The 17,765-nt window shown below is 62.4% G+C and carries 14 protein-coding genes; 9 read left to right on the top strand and 5 right to left on the bottom strand.

From position 1 onward, the window contains the following. Positions 1–383: 383 nt before the first annotated feature. On the bottom strand, positions 384–1,313 hold the full coding sequence (locus V3W39_RS26895; RefSeq protein ID WP_330213689.1) for a LysR substrate-binding domain-containing protein: 930 nt from the start codon (positions 1,311–1,313) through the stop codon (positions 384–386). A gap of 280 nt (positions 1,314–1,593) precedes the next feature. Between V3W39_RS26895 and V3W39_RS26890 the strand changes: the two genes are divergently transcribed. Beyond that, a complete protein-coding gene (locus V3W39_RS26890) occupies positions 1,594–2,826 on the top strand; it encodes an MFS transporter (protein ID WP_294739317.1) in 1,233 nt (410 codons plus the stop codon). Here V3W39_RS26890 and V3W39_RS26885 read toward each other — a convergent pair. Continuing rightward, complete coding sequence (locus V3W39_RS26885) at positions 2,764–3,678, bottom strand: LysR family transcriptional regulator (protein ID WP_330213688.1); 915 nt, start codon at positions 3,676–3,678, stop codon at positions 2,764–2,766. The genes V3W39_RS26890 and V3W39_RS26885 overlap by 63 nt on opposite strands. Before the next feature lie 114 nt (positions 3,679–3,792). On the opposite strand from V3W39_RS26885, the gene V3W39_RS26880 reads away from it, so the two are divergent. The 8 genes from V3W39_RS26880 (at position 3,793) to V3W39_RS26845 (ending at position 13,783) form a co-directional block, all read left to right on the top strand. Further along, a complete protein-coding gene (locus tag V3W39_RS26880; RefSeq protein WP_177047825.1) occupies positions 3,793–4,674 on the top strand; it encodes a HalD/BesD family halogenase in 882 nt (293 codons plus the stop codon). Between the two features lie 52 nt (positions 4,675–4,726). Next, the gene (locus V3W39_RS26875) at positions 4,727–5,950 is read left to right on the top strand and encodes a M24 family metallopeptidase (protein ID WP_177070687.1); all 1,224 of its coding nucleotides are present in this window, start codon (positions 4,727–4,729) and stop codon (positions 5,948–5,950) included. Positions 5,951–6,384: 434 nt separating this feature from the next. Continuing rightward, positions 6,385–8,010, top strand: a complete 1,626-nt coding sequence (locus tag V3W39_RS26870; RefSeq protein ID WP_177047820.1) for an ABC transporter substrate-binding protein — start codon at positions 6,385–6,387, stop codon at positions 8,008–8,010. A gap of 67 nt (positions 8,011–8,077) precedes the next feature. Next, positions 8,078–9,031: an ABC transporter permease gene (locus V3W39_RS26865; RefSeq protein WP_330213687.1), complete on the top strand. Its 954-nt coding sequence runs from the start codon at positions 8,078–8,080 to the stop codon at positions 9,029–9,031. Beyond that, on the top strand, positions 9,028–9,864 hold the full coding sequence (locus V3W39_RS26860; RefSeq protein ID WP_330213686.1) for an ABC transporter permease: 837 nt from the start codon (positions 9,028–9,030) through the stop codon (positions 9,862–9,864). The genes V3W39_RS26865 and V3W39_RS26860 overlap by 4 nt, the downstream gene beginning before the upstream one ends. A 2-nt stretch (positions 9,865–9,866) precedes the next feature. After that, the gene (locus V3W39_RS26855; RefSeq protein ID WP_330213685.1) at positions 9,867–11,504 is read left to right on the top strand and encodes an ABC transporter ATP-binding protein; all 1,638 of its coding nucleotides are present in this window, start codon (positions 9,867–9,869) and stop codon (positions 11,502–11,504) included. Between the two features lie 84 nt (positions 11,505–11,588). Further along, entirely contained in the window at positions 11,589–12,758 is a 1,170-nt protein-coding gene (locus V3W39_RS26850; protein WP_029615849.1) for a hypothetical protein, read from the top strand. A 149-nt stretch (positions 12,759–12,907) separates the two neighbouring features. Next, a complete protein-coding gene (locus V3W39_RS26845) occupies positions 12,908–13,783 on the top strand; it encodes a LysR substrate-binding domain-containing protein (RefSeq protein ID WP_259198405.1) in 876 nt (291 codons plus the stop codon). Here V3W39_RS26845 and V3W39_RS26840 read toward each other — a convergent pair. The 3 genes from V3W39_RS26840 to V3W39_RS26830 form a co-directional block, all read right to left on the bottom strand. Continuing rightward, a complete protein-coding gene (locus V3W39_RS26840; protein ID WP_330213684.1) occupies positions 13,730–15,103 on the bottom strand; it encodes an MFS transporter in 1,374 nt (457 codons plus the stop codon). The genes V3W39_RS26845 and V3W39_RS26840 overlap by 54 nt on opposite strands. 190 nt (positions 15,104–15,293) lie before the next feature. After that, positions 15,294–16,727 carry an NAD-dependent succinate-semialdehyde dehydrogenase gene (locus V3W39_RS26835; protein ID WP_330213683.1) on the bottom strand — a complete coding sequence of 478 codons (1,434 nt, stop codon included), beginning with the start codon at positions 16,725–16,727 and terminating at the stop codon, positions 15,294–15,296. Continuing rightward, on the bottom strand, positions 16,724–17,758 hold the full coding sequence (locus V3W39_RS26830; protein WP_177047806.1) for an aldo/keto reductase: 1,035 nt from the start codon (positions 17,756–17,758) through the stop codon (positions 16,724–16,726). Before V3W39_RS26830 ends, V3W39_RS26835 begins: the two co-directional genes overlap by 4 nt. Between the last annotated feature and the right edge of the window lie 7 nt (positions 17,759–17,765).

Here is a 17,765-nt window from a genome sequence, read left to right as displayed (position 1 = left end):
AAAATCTAAAGCGGGCACGATCCCTGTAGGAGCTGGCTTGCCGGCGATGGCATCAACTGGGTGTACCTGATGCACCGAGTCGCCTGCATCGCCGGCAAGCCAGCTCCTACAGAAAAGCAGCTTTTGCCTTTGCTTCACCACACTCAGGTCGGCTTTCAGGCCGTCGTGCTCTTGATCTGCTTTTGATCTTGATCTGCGGGCCCCGTCAACCACGATGGCCGGAGTGCGGGCATGCCGAGCCTAAGCGAGGCACCGAGTGGTGGGGCAAAGACCTTTTGGTTACTTTTGGCTGGGCCGGCATTCCGGGCGTTTGCCAAAAGTGACCCGCTGTAAGAGCGGAACCATAAGCGGCCGTTACCTAAATAACGGATATGCACACTGATTCACCCCGCAGCCAAAGAAGGCTCCAACTGCCGCTGAGCCAACCAAATCTCCTCCTGCAACCACCGCGCAAACACCTGCAACTGCGGCGAGTCAGTCTGCTCCGGCCGCGTCACCAACCAATAAGACTGATGCCCCTCCACATGCACATTCAACACCTGCGTCAACTGCCCACTGGCCAACTCCGAAGCCACCATGTGCCAATCCGCAATGGTAATCCCCAACCCATCAATCGCCGCCCGAATCGCCAGGTCCAGCAGGTCAAACTCATACCCACCCTCGATATCAACCCCACTGATCCGCGCCGCATCCAGCCAGTGCTTCCACGTCAGATACCGCTGATCCTCCCGCGCCAACACATGCAGCAACGTCATGCGATTCAGATCAATCCCGTCACTCCACTCCCGGGCATACAACGACGGCGCACACACCGCAATATGCCGCTCCTGAATCAACAACGAACTGTCCAACCCATCCCATTCCCCATCGCCAAACCGAATCGCACAATCCAGCGTGCTGGTCTCCGCCAGGCTGTCCTGCAAGCGCGTGGTGATGCTCAACTCCAACTCCGGATGCTGCTCGCGCAAGCGCCCCAACCGTGGCATCAACCAGCGACTGGTAAAGGTCGGCGGCGCGTTGATGTGCAACCGATTGGCATGGGACTTCTGCTGGATACTGCGCACCGTCAGCTCGATCTTGTCGAACGACTGATGCAACGCCCGCAGCAACACCCGCCCGGCACTGGTCAATTCCAGATGGTGGTGACGACGCTCCAACAGCGCCTCGCCCAACTGTTCTTCCAGCTGGCGCACCTGGCGGCTGACCGCACTCTGCGTCACGTTCAACAGCTCGGCAGCCCGGGTAAAACTGCCGGTACTGCCGGCGACTTCGAAAGCTTTAAGGGCGTTGAGACCGGGCATTTTGCGATTCATGGACGACACTCGGGGGCACATGGGAAATAACCTGCACAACATACCTTTTTGTATTGGGTCAGCGGTAGCGCGCTGCGTTGACGGGGAAACAATCCCTCCAGGCACCGAAAGTGTCGTTTATCGACGCAGACCGTCGCTCACGCATAAATAGCCTGCGTATAACGCATGCACACTAAGACAAATAAGCATTGGTCGCCGCCGGACTATAAACGCTAGTCTGCCGATGTATTTCTTATTACTTCGCCCCGCTCTTTCGCGATTAACTTATCGAGTCATCGCCATGTCGAAAGCCCCCGCTTCATCTCGGCGAAGTATTGCCTTGCTCGCACTGGTATTTACCGCGTGCAACGCCACTACCCACGGTTTCAGTGTGTTCCTGTATTCGGCGTTGCTGCCGCAGATCCGCCTGGGGTTTGACCTCAGTTACAGCCAGGCCGCGTTGATTGCCGCGCTGTTGCAGCTGTTCTACATGGGCGCCTCGATTGCCAGCGGCCTGGCGGCGGCGTGGATCAGCCCGCGCAATATGGTGCGCCTGACCATCGTCCTCAGCCCCGCCCTGCTGGCCTTGGCCGTGGCCACGCCGTGGGTGCTGCCGTTTGCCCTGTGCCTGGCGCTGGTGTCGGCCTGTGCGGTGTCGAACTGGAATGCGATTTCGGCCCTGGCCCAGGACGTGATTCCGGCCACGCACCGCAGCCGGGTGTTGGGATTAGCTTCATCGGGGTCCGCGTTTGCGCTGTGCTTGAACGGGCTGTTGATCGCGCTGTTGCAGGGTTTGTCCTTGCGTCAGTTCTGGCTGATCTGCGCCGGGTTGACGCTGCTGGTCACGCTGCTGACCCTATGGGCACTGGCCCCGATCAAGGAACCCGCACCGCGTGAGGCCAAGGCGCCCGCGCTGAATCAGGTGCTGCGCCAATGGCTGAAGCTGTGTGTGGCGCAACCGGTGGCGATGCAGATCGTTTTGCTCAGCGCGTTTATCGGCGCCATCAGCGGGCCCTTTCTGAATTTCCTGTCGGCGTTTGTCAGCGAGCAGTTGCAGGCCAGCGCCTCGGTCACCGGGTCGATGTGGACGCTGATCGGCGTCGGCGGGGTCATCGGCGGCTTGCTGCTGGGCACGCTGGCAGACCGTTGGGGCGCGTTGCGGGTGATGGCCCTGAGTATCGGCGCGTTTGGTCTCAGCATGCTCGGCGTGCTCGGGCACCCCAGCCTGCTCCTGAGCTGGCTGGCGGCCGGGCTGTTCGCGCTGTTTTATTTCCCGTGCTGGGGCTTGATGGCCGCTTACGTCGGCGCCCGGCTCAGCCCGGTGCAGAGCCTGCAAGTGGTGAGCCTGAGCATGGTCAGCTACGGCCTGGCCAGTGCCACCGGCAATGCCTTGTGCGGCTGGTTGCTGCAAGTGACCGGCGAGTTTGCCGTGGTCCACGGCTGGATCGTGGCCTGGGTGCTGGCCAGCCTGTTATTGCTGAAGCGCATGGCCCATCGACAAACTGCCGAGGCGCTGGCTGCCCAGATGCCCTGAGTGGCCCAATTGCCGGCGCAGAATCTCCACCAGCGCATCCACCTCCGGCACCTGGCAACCGGCTGAGCGCCAGAACATCAGGCGCGCCGGGGCGATCGGCGGGAAGCCCTGGCGCTCGTCCAGGATCTGCCAATCGGACGGCACCAGGCGCCGTGCCATCACGCCCACCGACAGCCCCTGCTCAATCGCGATCGCAATGCCACGCGGGCTCTGGCTGGTGTAGACCACTTGCCACGAGCGTCCGGACTGGGCCAGTGCCTGCACCGCATTCGCACGAAATGCACAGCCCTCGGCGTACACCGCCAAGGGCACTGACTGACGCCCCACGCAGCTCCAACTGGGCGCCGCCACCCACACCAGCGGCTCGTCGCACAGGTATTCCCCGGCCTGCAAACCGGCGTGTTCCACCCCCAGCACCAGGTCCAGTTCACCCCGTTGCAAACGCCCCACCAGGGCCGTGGACATCTCGCAGCACACGTCCGGCCGTACCTGGGCGAATTGCGCCTGGAAGTCCTTGAGCATCCCGCCCAGGCAATATTCGGCGTAGTCCTCGGGCATGCCCAGGTGAATACACACTTGTTCATTGGGCAATTGCGCGGCACTGATGGCCTCGCTGTGCAGCTTGAGGATCTGCCGGGCGTAGATCAAAAAGGTTTCGCCACTGGGGGTCAGGCCCACCGAGCGGCTGGTGCGGCGGATCAGCGGCGTGCCGACGATGTCTTCCAGGCGTTGCAGGCTCTGGCTGACGGTGGATTGGGTCTTGTGCAGGCGCTCGGCGGCGGCCGAGAAACCCTGGCACTCGATAATTGCCACAAACACTTTAAGCAGGGTGCCATCCAGTTCGCCCGACATAACTATCGCCCTCCCCGATGGATTCGATCACAACTTGTAATTTCCACTTTGCACCTCGTTCAGCAACTATCGGTCCAGCCAGAAAACACCAACTGATAGTTCCGGGAGTCTTGCATGAGCCTTCAACTTGCTGACGCTGAAGTGGGCGATATCAGCGACATTATTAATACCGAGCTGTATCCCATACATGATTCGGGCCATGTTCAATTACAGGCCCTGATCGAACACGCCCGGGCGGAACTGGCCGAAGACGGTTGCTGCCTGCTGAAGAACTTCCTGCGCCCCGCAGCGCTTGAGCAGGCGCGCCTGGAAGGCCTGGCGCTGTCGGGCAAGACGTTTTATTCGGTGCGCAAGGTCAATGCCTACTTCACCGAAGACGACACCACCCTGCCCCAGGATGACCCGCGCCGCACGTTCATGGAGCGCACCAGCGGGTTTGTGACCCGCGACATGATCGCCCCGGACGCAATCATTCACCGGCTATACGTGTCGCCGATGATGAAACGCTTTATCGGCGCCTGCCTCAATGAGCCGGAAATCTTCGAGTACGCCGACCCGTTCGCGGGGCTGGTGATCAACGTGATGCCCGACGGCACCGAGCAGCCCTGGCACTTCGATACCAACGAATTCATCGTCAGCATGATGACCCAGAAGCCCGAGGCCGGCGGCCTGTTCGAGTACGCGCCGATGATTCGCTCCCGCACCCAGGAGAACCTCGGCGCAGTGGGCAAGGTGGTGCGCGGCGAAGACCGTTCGCGGGTGCAGGAACTGGAGCTCAACCCGGGCGATTTGCAGATATTCAAGGGCCGTTTCTCGGTGCACCGCGTCACCCGCGTGGAAGGCGCCACCGAGCGCAACACGGCGATCTTCGCCTACTCCGAAAAGCCCGGAATCATTGGCCGCGCCCAACGCACCAAGCAGCTTTACGGACGCCTGTCCGAAGCCCATCTGCAAGCCGAACGCAACCTGGTGCGCAGCGACCAGTTGCTCGACTGATTCACCCCCTCAAAAAACTAAAAAACCGTATTTGCCCTGCGAGGAACACCCCATGAGTCTGTCCGGCCCCAACCGCAACCCCGCCGATTGCGAACCTACCTATGACGAGATCCAGCAGATCCAACTGGACCGCCTGCAACGGGTACGCAACGAACTGAAAAAACGCGACTACGCCGCCTGCGTGCTGTTCGATCCCACCCACATGCGCTACGCCACCGGCTCGCGCAACATGCAGGTGTACTCGGCGCGCAACCCGGCCCGCTATGCGTTTATCCCGGCTGAAGGCCCGGTGGTGGTGTTCGAATTCGGCGGCTGCCTGCACCTGGCCGAAACCCTCAACACCGTCGACGAAGTACGCCCGGCCAAAGCCATCTCCTATTACTTCTGCGAAAGTTTCCTGGGCAACGTCACCGCCGACTGGGCTGCCGAAATCGATGAGCTGGTGCGCAAATGTGGCGGCGGCAAACGCATCGCCATTGAAAGCGCGACCTCGGCCGCGGCCTTCGAACTGCAAAAGCTCGGCTATCAGATTTTTGATGCCCAGGAACCGCTGGAACGTGCGCGCTGCATCAAGGTGCCGAACGAGCTGAAGATGATCCGCGCCAGCCTGCGCGCCACCGAAGCCGGGGTGCGGCTGATGGAAAGCAAACTCACCCCCGGCATCAGCGAAAACGAACTGTGGTCGCACCTGCACCAGCATGTGATTGCCACCGACGGCGATTACGTCGAGACCCGCCTGCTGTCCTCCGGCCCGCGCACCAACCCGTGGTTCCAGGAATGCAGCACCCGGCCCATCGAAGCCGGCGACCTGGTGGCGCTGGACACCGACGTGGTCGGGCGTTTCGGCTACTACGCCGACTTCTCGCGCACCTTTCTCTGCGGCGAACAGGCCGCCACCGCCAAGCAGCAGGAGCTGTACAAGCTGGCCTACGAGCAAGTGCAAACCAACATGGAAATGCTCAAGGCCGGGCGCAGTTTCAAGGAGTACGCGGAACTGGCCTGGAAGATTCCCGAGCATTACAAAAACAACCGTTACTTCGCCCTGGTGCACGGGGTGGGCATGACCGGTGAATACCCCTACGTGGTGCACCGCGAAGACATCGATGCCCTGGGCTACGACGGCGTGTTCGAAGCCGGCATGACCATCTGCGTGGAAAGCTACATCGGCCACGATGACGGCGGCGAAGGGGTCAAGCTTGAGGAGCAGATCTACATCCACGAACACGGCATCGAGCTGCTCTCCGATTACCCGTTCGACCCGCGCTTGTTGCGCTGACCCCCAGGATACAAACACCCCCGTAGCAGCTGTCGAGCCTTGGCGAGGCTGCGTAGCGGTGTATCAGGCAAACCGCAAACGCAGCCTCGCCAAGGCTCGACAGCTGCTACGCATGAGTAAGTTTGGGCCATGCGCATGAATGGCTTTAGATCGATGGGTGGGCTTGGGATCGGTGAGTAACATGCGTTTATAGAACGTTCCAACGCAGAATTTGTCGTTTGTCGATCTTTGCGCAAATGACAAAACTGCGGGCATCTCTAATAAAAACAACATGAGAGCTGCCCTATGTCCTATCCCATTGCCACCCTCCCGACTTCGTTGCGCCTTGTTCTTCTGCCGGCTTCACAGAGGTCCCGGCTGCGCCTTCGCGGCGCTTGCCACTGACCCTTGCGGTTCAACAAAAAAACGCACATTCGCAAGTACCGGAGAGGCTTATGAAAGACTTGACTACCCTGGACGGCGCCGCGCCGCATCCCGCCGTAAATGATCTGTGTGCCCAGGTGCAAAGCGGTGAAATCAACCGCCGCCAGTTCCTGCGCACGGCCGCGCTGCTGGGCATTACCGTCGCCAGCGCCAGCACCTTTCTCGGCTCCGCACTGCTGGGTAACAACGCCCAGGCCGCCGAGCCGCGCCAGGGCGGCAGCCTGCGGTTTGCCTGTGCGATCCAGGAAATCCAGGACCCGATGCTGATCACCTGGATCGAAGCCTCGAACCTGTTGCGCAACTCGGTGGAATACCTGACCTGGGTCGACGCCGACAACATCACCCACCCGTACCTCGCCGAAAGCTGGAGCCCGTCGGAAGACCTCACCACCTGGACCTTCAACCTGCGCCAGAACGTGAAGTGGAGCAACGGCGACACCTTCAACGTGGATGACGTGCAGCACAACATCGAACGCTGGATCGCCGCCGACTCCAAGTCGGTGAACCGCACCGCGTTCCAGGACATCAAGGCCTTCGAGAAAGTCAGTGAGTTCCAGTTCCGCCTGGTGCTCAAGCGGCCGATCCTGGCGATCCCGGAAATGCTCAACGCCTTCACCTGCGCCATCGTGCACCGCAGCTTCAAGGCCGGCGATGACTGGGCGAAAAACCCGCTGGGCACCGGGCCGTTCAAGCTGACGTCGTTCGCCGTGAACAAGCAGGCGACCTTCGCCAAGCGCGCCGATTACTGGGGCAAGCCGGCGAATCTCGACGAGCTGCGTTATGTCGACATGGGCACCGACGTATCCACCCACCTCGCCGCCCTGCAAGCCGGGCAAGTGGACGTGCTGTACCGCGTGACCGTGGCCGAGCTGGACCTGGCCAAGCGTCTGCCCGGCGCGCAACTGCTCACCTGCAAATCCGCGCAAACCGTGGTGATGCGCATGGCCTGCGACCAGAAGCCGTTCACCGATCTGCGCATTCGCAAGGCCGTGGTGTTGTGCGCCGACAACGCGCAGATGCTGAAGATCGCCTATCGCGGCATGGGTACCCTCGGTGAAGACCACCATGTGGCGCCCTCCCACCCCGAATATTTCCCGCTGCCCAAGCGCAACCGCGATGTGGCGGCGGCGAAGAAGCTGTTGGCCGAGGCCGGTTTCCCGAACGGCATCGATATCGACCTGATCGTAGGCAACACCCAGGGCCGCTACGAGCAGGACTGCGCGCAGATCCTGCAACAGAACTGCCTGGAGGCCGGGATCCGCATCAACCTCAAAGTGATCCCCGCCGCGCAGTACTGGCCGATCTGGGACAAGGCCGCCTTCAGCCTCACCTACTGGGCCCATCGCCCGCTCGGCGTGATGTCCCTGGAGCTGGCCTACCGTGGCGGCGGCGCCTGGAACGAAAGCCATTACAGCGACCCGGCGTTCGATGCCGCGCTGGACAAGGCCATGGGCATCATCGACCCGAAACAGCGCGCAGTGGCGATGGAAGACGTCGAGCGCATCCTGCAGGACGCCTGCGTGATCGTGCAGCCGTTCTGGGGCGACAAGTTCACCGCCGTGAGCAAAAAGGTCCAGGGCTTCCAGGTGCACCCTTCCGACTTCTACCCAATGGACAGCGTGTGGATGAGCGCTTGATTTAGCCGCGCCCTCCTCCCTGCCCGCACGCGGGCAGGCATCCCTTGAACAGTCGGAGCATGCACCCATGGCTCATTTTCTGATGCGCAAGTTATTGGCGCTGGTGGCAACCCTGCTGTCGGTGTCATTGATCGTGTTCCTGGCCCTGGAACTGAATATCGAAGACGTGGCGATCAACGTCCTCGGCCCCTACTCCGCCGCCGACCAGCGTGCGGCGTGGCTGGTGGAACACGGCTACAACCAACCCTTTGTGTGGCGCTATCTGGTGTGGCTCAGGGATTTTGTCAGCGGCGACTGGGGCACCTCGGTGTACTTTCGCGAATCGGTGATCAAGCTGCTGCTGCCCAACCTCGCGCAAACCCTGACCCTGGCCGGCCTGGCGCTGCTGGTGATGGTGCCGGTGGCGTTGACCCTGGGCGTGCTCGCCGGGATTCGCCAGGGCTCGGCGCTGGACCGCCTGGTGTCGTTCCTGTCGATCGTCACCACCTCGATTCCCGACTTCGCCAGCGCAGTGTTCGTGTCGGCGATCTTCGTGTTCTGGCTCAACTGGCTGCCCGGTGTGAGCAGCATGAGTGACGGCTTCAGCGCCGTGCAGCTGGTGCTGCCGTTGATGGTGCTGTGCCTGTTCGGCATCGGCTACCTGGCGCGGATCACCCGGGCCTCGATGGTGGAAGTGATGCAGGCGCCATACATCCGTACCGCGCGGCTCAAGGGTGCGTCCACCTCACGCATCGTGCTGCGTCACGCCCTGCGCAATGTGCTGATCGCGCCGGTCACGGTGATCATGCTGTACATCCCGTGGCTGCTGTCAAACGTGATCGTGGTGGAGGTGTTCTTCGCCTACAAGGGCTTCGGCTCGCTGCTGTACACCGCCTCGCTGAACCATGACGTGTACCTGATCGAAGCCTGCGCGATGGTCAGTGCCGTGGTGGTGGGCATCACCAAGATCTTCTCGGACCTGGCCTACACCTGGCTCAACCCGCGCATCACCCTGCGCAGTCTCGGCGGAGGTGCCCAATGAACCTGCTGCATTCCTTCAAACATCCTTTGGCGCTGCTGGGTTTGCTGCTGGTGGGTGGCTGGGTGTTGATCGCGCTGTTCGCGCCGTGGATCGCACCCCATGACCCGCTGGAAAGCTTCACCCCGCTGCTGACCCCGATGACCACCGGTGACAACGGCCAGAGCTTTCTGCTGGGCACCGACATGATCGGCCGTGACATTCTCTCGCGGCTGATCTGGGGCACCCGCACCGTGTTGTTCTGGTCGATCCTCGCCACCCTCACCGCCTTTGCCGTGGGCATCGCCATGGGCCTGTGCGCCGGTTACTTCAACGGTTGGGTCGACAGCGTGCTGTCGTATGTGGCGGACACCGTGCTGTCGTTCCCGGTGCTGGTGTTGTACATCGTGATCATCATCGCCCTCGGCGCTTCGGCGCTGAATATCCTGATTGCGGTGACGTTCACCAGCGCGCCGGCGATCTTCCGGATCATGCGCGCCCTGACCATCGACATCCGCTCCCGGGACTACGTGCTCAGCGCCATCACCCAGGGCGAAGGTTCGCTGCGGATCATGCTGGTGGAAATCCTGCCCAACTGCGGCGGGCCGCTGATTGTCGATTTCTGCCTGCGCATCGGCTACACCGCGATCATGATCGGCGCCCTGGGTTTCCTCGGCCTCGGCCTGCCGCCACCCACACCCGACTGGGGCGGCATGATCAACGACGGCCGCGCCATGGCCATCGCCTTCCCGCACCTGGTGATCTTCCCGTGCATCGCCATCTCCACCCTGATGCTGGGCCTGAGCCTGTTGGCGGACGGCCTGGATGAACACGCCCAGAAAGGCGCAAGGACTTGAGCATGAACCACACACAAGTGCTGCGGGTAGAGAACCTGTCCATCGAACTGCCCGCCGGCGCCGACCGCAGCCATGCGGTGCAAGGCATCAGCCTGGAGGTGCGCAAGGGCGAAATCCTCTGCGTGATCGGTGAGTCCGGCTCCGGTAAATCGGTGCTGTCGGCGGCGATCATGGGCGATTACGCCAAGGGTTTGCGGCATACCGAAGGCGTGATCGACTTTCTTGGCGATGATATTTGCACCCTCGATGAGGAACGGTTGCGCCAGCTGCGGGGCAACCGCATCGCGATGATTTTCCAGGAGCCCATGGCCGCGCTGAACCCGGCGATCCGCATCGGCAAGCAAGTTGAGGAAATCTTCGATATTCACGCGCCGCAGATGCCGGCAGCCGAACGCCGCGAGCGCATGTTGGCGTTGCTGGAATCGACCCAGCTGCCGGACCCGCCGCGCATCGCCAACAGCTTTCCCCACCAGCTATCCGGTGGCCAATGCCAGCGGGTGGTGATTGCCATGGCGCTGGCGATGAACCCGGATTTGCTGATCGCCGACGAACCCACCACCGCCCTGGACGTGACCACTCAGGCCCAGGTGCTGAAACTGGTGCGTGAGCTGCGCGGTCGCGGGCAGCACGGCATTCTGTTTATCACCCATGACTTCGGCGTGGTCGCGCAGATCGCCGACCGTATCGCGGTGATGGAAGGCGGGCGGCTGGTGGAAATCGGCGAGCGCGACCAGGTGCTGAATGCCCCGGCCCACGCCTACACCCGCAAGCTGATTGCCGCCGTGCCGGCGCTGCACCCGGAGTTGCACAAGCCGAGTGCCGACGGCGAGCTTGCCTTGCGCATCGAGCACCTGACCAAGACCTACACCGTCGGCGGCAGCTCGGTGGCGGCGCTGCGCAATGTCTCGCTGCAACTGCCACGGGGCAAGACCCTGGCGATTGTTGGCGAGTCGGGCTCGGGCAAAAGCACCCTGGTGAAAGCCGCGATCCGCCTGGTGGACAGCGACAGCGGCCACGTGTGGGTCGGCGACACCGACTTCCTGGCCCTGCGCGGCTCTGCACTGGCGGCGAACCGGCGGCGCATCCAGATGATTTTCCAGGACCCGTACGGCTCCCTCAATCCTCGGCACCGGGTGGGCGACATCATCGCCCGCGCCGCGCAGTTGCGCGGGCTGTCGGCCAAGGATGCATGGGCTGAAGCCGGTGACCTGCTGGAACAGGTAGGCCTCAAGCGTGACGCCCTCAAGCGCAAGCCCCGGCAGTTCTCCGGTGGCCAGCGCCAGCGCATCGGCATCGCCCGCGCCCTGGCGATGCGCCCGGAAGTGTTGATCGCCGATGAGAGCGTGTCGGCCCTCGATGTGTCGGTGCAAAAGCAGGTACTGGAGCTGTTGGCCGAACTGCAGCAGCGGCTGAACCTGAGCATCCTGTTCATCACCCACGACCTGCGGGTGGCGGCGCAGATCAGCGACTACATCGCGGTGATGCGCCAGGGCGAAGTGGTCGAGTACGGCACTGCCGAGCAAGTGCTGCTGCGGCCGCAGAACACCTACACCCAGACCTTGCTGGCCGCCGCCCCCGGCGCCTCGGAGCTGCCTGCCGCCGGCCCGCCGCTGCGGCTGATTCGCCCCCAGGCCCAGTGAGTCAACCCTTTACCCCGCGTCGCAGCGTTCGTTGCGGCAAGGGGCTGCTGTTGCCAAAAAATAACCAATAACGAGAGCAAAACCATGCGACCAACCCTTCGATACATCGCTCTGGTCCCTGTGCTCGGCGCCCTTGCGGCACCGGCCATGGCCATTCAAGTCACCGACAACCTGGACCTCGGTGGCGCCGTGCGCGCCCGTTGGGACTACGACCCGGATCGCGGCATCCAGAAGTTCGGCCTCGACACCGCGTTCCTCAGCGCCAAGTACAACTCCGACACCTGGATCGGCGAGGCGCAGTACCGGTTCTACGGGCGCTCGTACCCGTACCAGTACACCAAGAACTACGGCGATATCCAGTTCGCCAAGTTCGCCTGGGTGGGCTACAAGTTCAACCCCGACCAGCAGGTGCAGGTGGGTCTGAACACCGTGCCGTTTGGCTTGCAACCGTACTTCGGCAGCACCTTCTACGAAACCCTGGGCAACGTCATTGGCCTGGAAGATGTGCAGCAGGTCGGCGCCAAGTACATCCAGCAAAGCGGCGACTGGAACATCCAGGCCGGTTACTACCTGCGCCCGGCGTGGCAAGGCAAAGGCACCAGCAAGGGTGTGACCTATTCCAGCGTGATCTCCGAGGCCGACAGCTACGTCGGCGACGGCAGCAACAACCAGGAACGCAACACCGTGGTGGTACGGGTGGCCAAGGCCATGGACCTGGGTAACTGGAAGTCGGAAGTCGGGCTGTCCGGCCTGACCTCCACCCTGGAAAACAAAGACACCAACAACGATGGCCGGCGCAACGCCGTGGCGATCCACTACCTGGGCAAAAACGGACCGTGGGGCGTGCAATTGCAGGCGGCGCGGCAGCAGATGTCACCGCGTAACCCCGGCACCGACAGCGTGGTGACGCTGGGCGGTTACGACGGCACCTTCAACGTGGCCAGCCGGGGTAATTTGTATGTCGCGGACCTGAGCTATGACGTGGGCGGCAAGTACCTGTTTGACCAGATCAGCGGCGTGAAGCTGTATGCCAACTACAGTGCGTTTGACAAGTCCGAGGACCAGTTCAAGACCTCGCAGCGGGTGATTCTGGGTACTTCGTTTTCGGTCAGCAAATTGTGGGTGGCCACGGAGTGGTTGATCGGCAAGAACGATCCGTATATTGGTGGGAGCAGCTATACCGAGAGTCTGGGGGCTGGGGGGAGTAACCAGTGGGAGAATCAGTTGTATATGAACATTGGGTACTACTTCTGACTTAAGCTCTGTAGCGCTTCAACTGGCCTCATCGCAGGCAAGCCAGCTCCCACATTTCGATCGGCGCCGCGGTCAAAATGTGGGAGCTGGCTTGCCTGCGATAGCGTCAGTACCAACACCATAAAAACAATAAGTGTGGAATCCCTTTCATGCGCCAACTGCCCTCCCTCAACATGCTTCGGGTCTTCGAAGAAGTCGCCCGCCACCGCAGCTTCAGCCAGGCGGCCGTGGGCCTCAACGTCACCCAGGGCGCCGTCAGCCGCCAGATCAAACAACTGGAAGACTACCTCGGCGTCGCCCTCTTCATCCGCACGCCCCAAGGCCTGTCCCTGACCGAAGCCGGCTTCGCCCTTTCCCCGCACCTGAGCGACGCCTTCGACCATATCGAACGCGCCTTGCAAGCCGTGCGCGTACCCAACCTGCGCCAACGCCTGCGCATCGTCGCCCCGCCGACCTGGGCCACCCGCTGGCTGTCCGCACACCTGCGCCGGTTTTGCGAGCGCTACCCCGACATCAACCTCAGCGTCACCCACCAGAACAGTCACGCGAGCCTGGCGGAAATCGACTGCCAGATCCGCTTCGGCCTGGAAGCGGCCCCCCATTGCAGCAGTGAACTGTTGGTGATGGAACGGCACATCGCCGTCGCCAGCCCGGAACTGTTCAGCGACGGTCAGCCGCCCGACCTGCGGCGCTTTGCGCTGCTGCACATCCTGCACGACGGCAAGCGTTTGAAGGTCTGGGAAAACTGGCTGGCGGCCATGGGCCGGGACGATATCGATGCAGAACAGGGCCTGGAATTCAGCACCTTGGACCAGGTGATCCACACCGCATTGGCCGGCGGTGGGCTGGCGGTGATCGACCGGCAGATGATCGAACGCGAGTTGGCCAATGGCAGCCTGCTGCCGATCACCCCGGTTGAGGTGATCGGCCCGTACGGCTATTGGCTGGATGTGGCGAGTGACAAGCAGGGATTATCCAAGGTTCGGTTGTTTACGCAGTGGTTGAACCGGGTTAGCAATCCCTGACACCGGTGGCTCGGCCTTGCACGCCTGGCTCAAGGTCAGCGCCTTGGTTTCCGGTGCCCAGGCCCAGGAGATGATTGCGCCCAACACCAGGATCGCGGCGAGGATGCCCATGGTCGGGCTCAGGCCAATCCCGGCCACGCTCACCGGCAACAGGAAGGTACTGACTGCCGAGCCCAGCCGGCTGACCGCCGTGGCCAGCCCGATGCCGCTGGCCCGCACTTCAGTCGGGAAGCTCTCCGCCGGGAATACACCCACCAGGTTGCTCACCGCCGACAGCACCAGGGTGAACACGCCGAACGTCAGCACCATCAGCCACGCCATGCTGCCCGGCAATACCGCCAGCAGGAACAGCGCCGCCGCAAGGATGATGAACGAGTTGATCAGAAAGCCCCGCCGGGAGAATTTCACGGTGCACCAGATGCCAATCAACGCGCCGATGATCAGCAGCAGGTTGAGCATCAACTCCGTGCCAAAACCTTCGGCCAGGCCCATCTTCTGCAGGATCGACGGCAGGAAGGTGTAGATGGCGAAGTACGGCATCACGATGCACACGAAGAACAGGCAATTGAATGCGGTGCGCTTGCGGTATTCGCGGCTGAACAGCACGCCGTAGCCGGAGCGGGTTTGCGTCGACGGTTCTTCGTCGAGTACCACATGCTCGCCCAGGTGCTTTTTGACGATGGCCCGGGCCTCGGCAATCCGGCCCTGGTTGACCAGCCAGCGCGGCGATTCTGGGGTGCCGATGCGGGCGATCAGGATCAGCCCGGCGGGAATTGCCGACGATGCGAGCATCCAGCGCCAGGCATCATCACCGAGGCTGAGCATGGCCGTGCCGACGAAGGTGGCGGCCACGTAGCCGACGGTCCACACCACGCTGAAAGAGCCCAGCAGCACCCCGCGATGTTTCTTCGGCGAGAACTCGGCGAGCATGGCGTGGCCGACGCTGAAGTCGCCGCCCAGGCCGATGCCGATCAGCACCCGACAGAGGAACAGGCCCATGGCGGTTTCGGCATAGAACTGCATCACCGAGGCAACGGTGATCAGGATGAAGCTGACCAGGAAGATCTTCTGCCGGCCGAGGGTGTCGGAGATCCAGCCGAAAAACAGGCTGCCCATGAACAAGCCGATCAGGGCCGAGGCGCCGATCAGGCCTTGCCAGAAGGCGTCCAGCTGCATCTGTGGACTGAGCAAGGTGAAGGCAATGCCGATCAGGCCCAGGATGTAGCCGTCGGTGAAGTGCGCGCCGAAGGTCAGGCCGGCGATTTTAAGGTGGAAGCGACCGATTGGCAGGTCGTCGATTTTGATCGATTGAGTGGACATGGTGTTCTCCCTATTTTTGTTTTTGACGGAGTAACAGCGGGCAGGCCGAGGGTGGTGGTGTGTGAGCTTTTTTGTGGGAGCTGGCTTGCCTGCGATAGCGGTGGGTCAGGTTGATCATGGGAGGCTGACAGACCGCTATCGCAGGCAAGCCAGCTCCCACAGGGGATTTGTGGTGTTTGGGGGAATGGGGTTAGAGACCGCCCATCAACAGGTATTTGATCTCCAGGTAATCCTCCAGGCCGTACTTGGAACCTTCACGGCCCAGGCCCGATTCCTTGATCCCGCCAAACGGTGCGACTTCAGTGGAGATGATCCCTTCGTTGATCCCCACCATGCCGGCTTCCAGGCCTTCGGCCATACGCCATACCCGCCCGATGTCGCGGCTGTAGAAGTAGGCCGACAAGCCGAATGGCGTGTCATTGGCCCGTTGCAGCACTTCAGCTTCGTCCTTGAAGCGAAAGCAGGCCGCCACCGGGCCGAAGGTTTCTTCCTGGGCGATCAGCATTTCACCGTGGGCTTCGGTGAGGATGGTCGGCTCAAAGAACGTGCCGCCCAAGGCGTGTCGACGACCGCCGCACAAAAGCTTGGCGCCTTTCTCCAGGGCATCGCCGACGTGGGCTTCAACCTTGGCCAACGCAGCCACGTTGATCAGCGGGCCTTGTTCGGTTTCGCCGTCCAGGGCGCTGCCGACACGCATCTGCGATACCGCTTCAGCGAGTTTGCGGGTGAACGCATCGTATACGCCGTCCTGGATAAAGAAGCGGTTGACGCACACGCAGGTCTGGCCGGTGTTGCGGAACTTGGAGGCCATGGCGCCTTTGACGGCGGCGTCCAGGTCGGCATCGTCGAACACGATAAAGGGCGCGTTGCCCCCCAGTTCCAGGGAGACCTTCTTCAGGGTGTCGGCGGCCTGGCGCATCAGCAGTTTGCCGGTGCGGGTGGAGCCGGTGAACGACAGCTTGCGCACTATGCTGGAGGCTTGCAGCGCGCCGCCAATGGCCACGGCATCGCCGGACACGATGTTGAACACACCGGCCGGAATCCCGGCCTGCTCCGCCAGCACCGCGAGGGCGAAGGCCGACAACGGAGTTTCTTCCGACGGCTTGAGGATCATCGTGCACCCCGCCGCCAGCGCCGGGCCGACCTTGCGGGTGACCATGGCCAGCGGGAAGTTCCACGGGGTGATCGCCGCGACCACGCCAATCGCTTCCTTGGTCACGATGATCCGCGCATCGGCCTTGTGGCTCGGGATCACGTCGCCATAGGCACGCTTGGCTTCTTCGGCAAACCATTCGAGGAAGCTTGCGGCGTAGACCACCTCGCCCATGGCTTCGGCCAGCGGCTTGCCCTGCTCCAGGCTGAGCAGGTTGGCCAGGTCCTTCTGGTTGCTCAGCATCAAGTCGCTCCAGCGCTTGAGGCGCTGGCTGCGTTCCTTGGCGGTCAGTTTGCGCCAGGCCGGCAAGGCACGGTTGGCGGCGGCAATGGCCAGGTTGGTTTCTTCGGCTCCAGCGCGTTGCACTTCGGCGATCTGCGCGCCATTGGCCGGGTTGAGCACCGGGTAAACCGGCCCACCACTGGACCATTGGCCATCGATGAAATTGCCTGTGCGAATCAGCGGGTTCATGCCACGGCCTCTATCAGGTTAAAGCGGTCCAGGCCCGGACGGGCGCTGCGCAGGATGCGTTTGCCGGCGGTGTAGTCGTTGATCACATCGCACGGTGTGTAGTTGCGTTCCAGCTCATGCAGTTCTTCGGCGTCGAGTTGGGTGTCGAGGGCGGCGAGCGCGCTGTCAAACTGTTCGGTGGTGTCGGCGCCCACCAGCATCACGTCCACACCCGGGTGATTGGCGACCCAGGCCTGGGCGATCTGCGCATTCGACACGCCACGGGCACGGGCCACACGTTGCACCGAGTGGGCGATGTCGAACGATGCCTGGTCGCTGTACATCTGCTGGGTGAAAAAGTCGGTCTGGTTGCGGGTGGACTGCACTTCACCGGTGAGCAAGCCACGGGCCAGCGGGCTGAACACCGAGACGCCCAGGCCCTGGTCGCGGCAGAACGGGATCATCTCGCGCTCTTCTTCGCGGTAGGCGCAGTTCAGTTGCAGCTGCATGTTGATCGGCTTGACCCAGCCATTGCGCTCGCAGGCCATGAGGATTTTCGCCAGTTGCCCGGTGAGCATGGTGGACACGCCGATGTAGCGGGCCTTGCCGGAACGCACGATGTCGTTGAGGGCGCCCATGGTTTCTTCCACGGGGGTGTTCACGTCGAAGTAATGCAGCATGAACACGTCGACGTAATCCATGCCGAGGCGGCTCAGGGACGCGTCAATGCTGTCCATGATGTGTTTGCGCGAATGGCCGCTGGCGTTGACGCCGCTGCGGGTGCCGTAGCCGACCTTGGTGGTGACCACGATGTCTTCACGGCGGGCAACGCGCTTGAGGATGCGCCCCACCACTTCCTCGCCGACGCCGGCAGAGTAGAAGTCGGCCAGGTCGATGAAGTTGACGCCGTTGGCCAGGGCGTGGGCGACGATGGGTTCGCTTTGTTTCTCGTCGAAGATCCACGGTTTCCAGTCCGGGGTGCCCATGTTCATGGTGCCCAGGCACAGGCGGGAGACTTGCAGGCCGGAGTTGCCCAAACGGATATATTGCATGGGACAG

It is taken from the genome of Pseudomonas sp. Z18(2022) (assembly GCF_036346535.1).
Taxonomy (GTDB): Bacteria; Pseudomonadota; Gammaproteobacteria; order Pseudomonadales; family Pseudomonadaceae; genus Aquipseudomonas; species Aquipseudomonas yamanorum_A.
The sequence above is the reverse complement of the archived record's forward strand: the minus strand, read 5'-3'. Positions and strand labels throughout refer to the sequence as shown.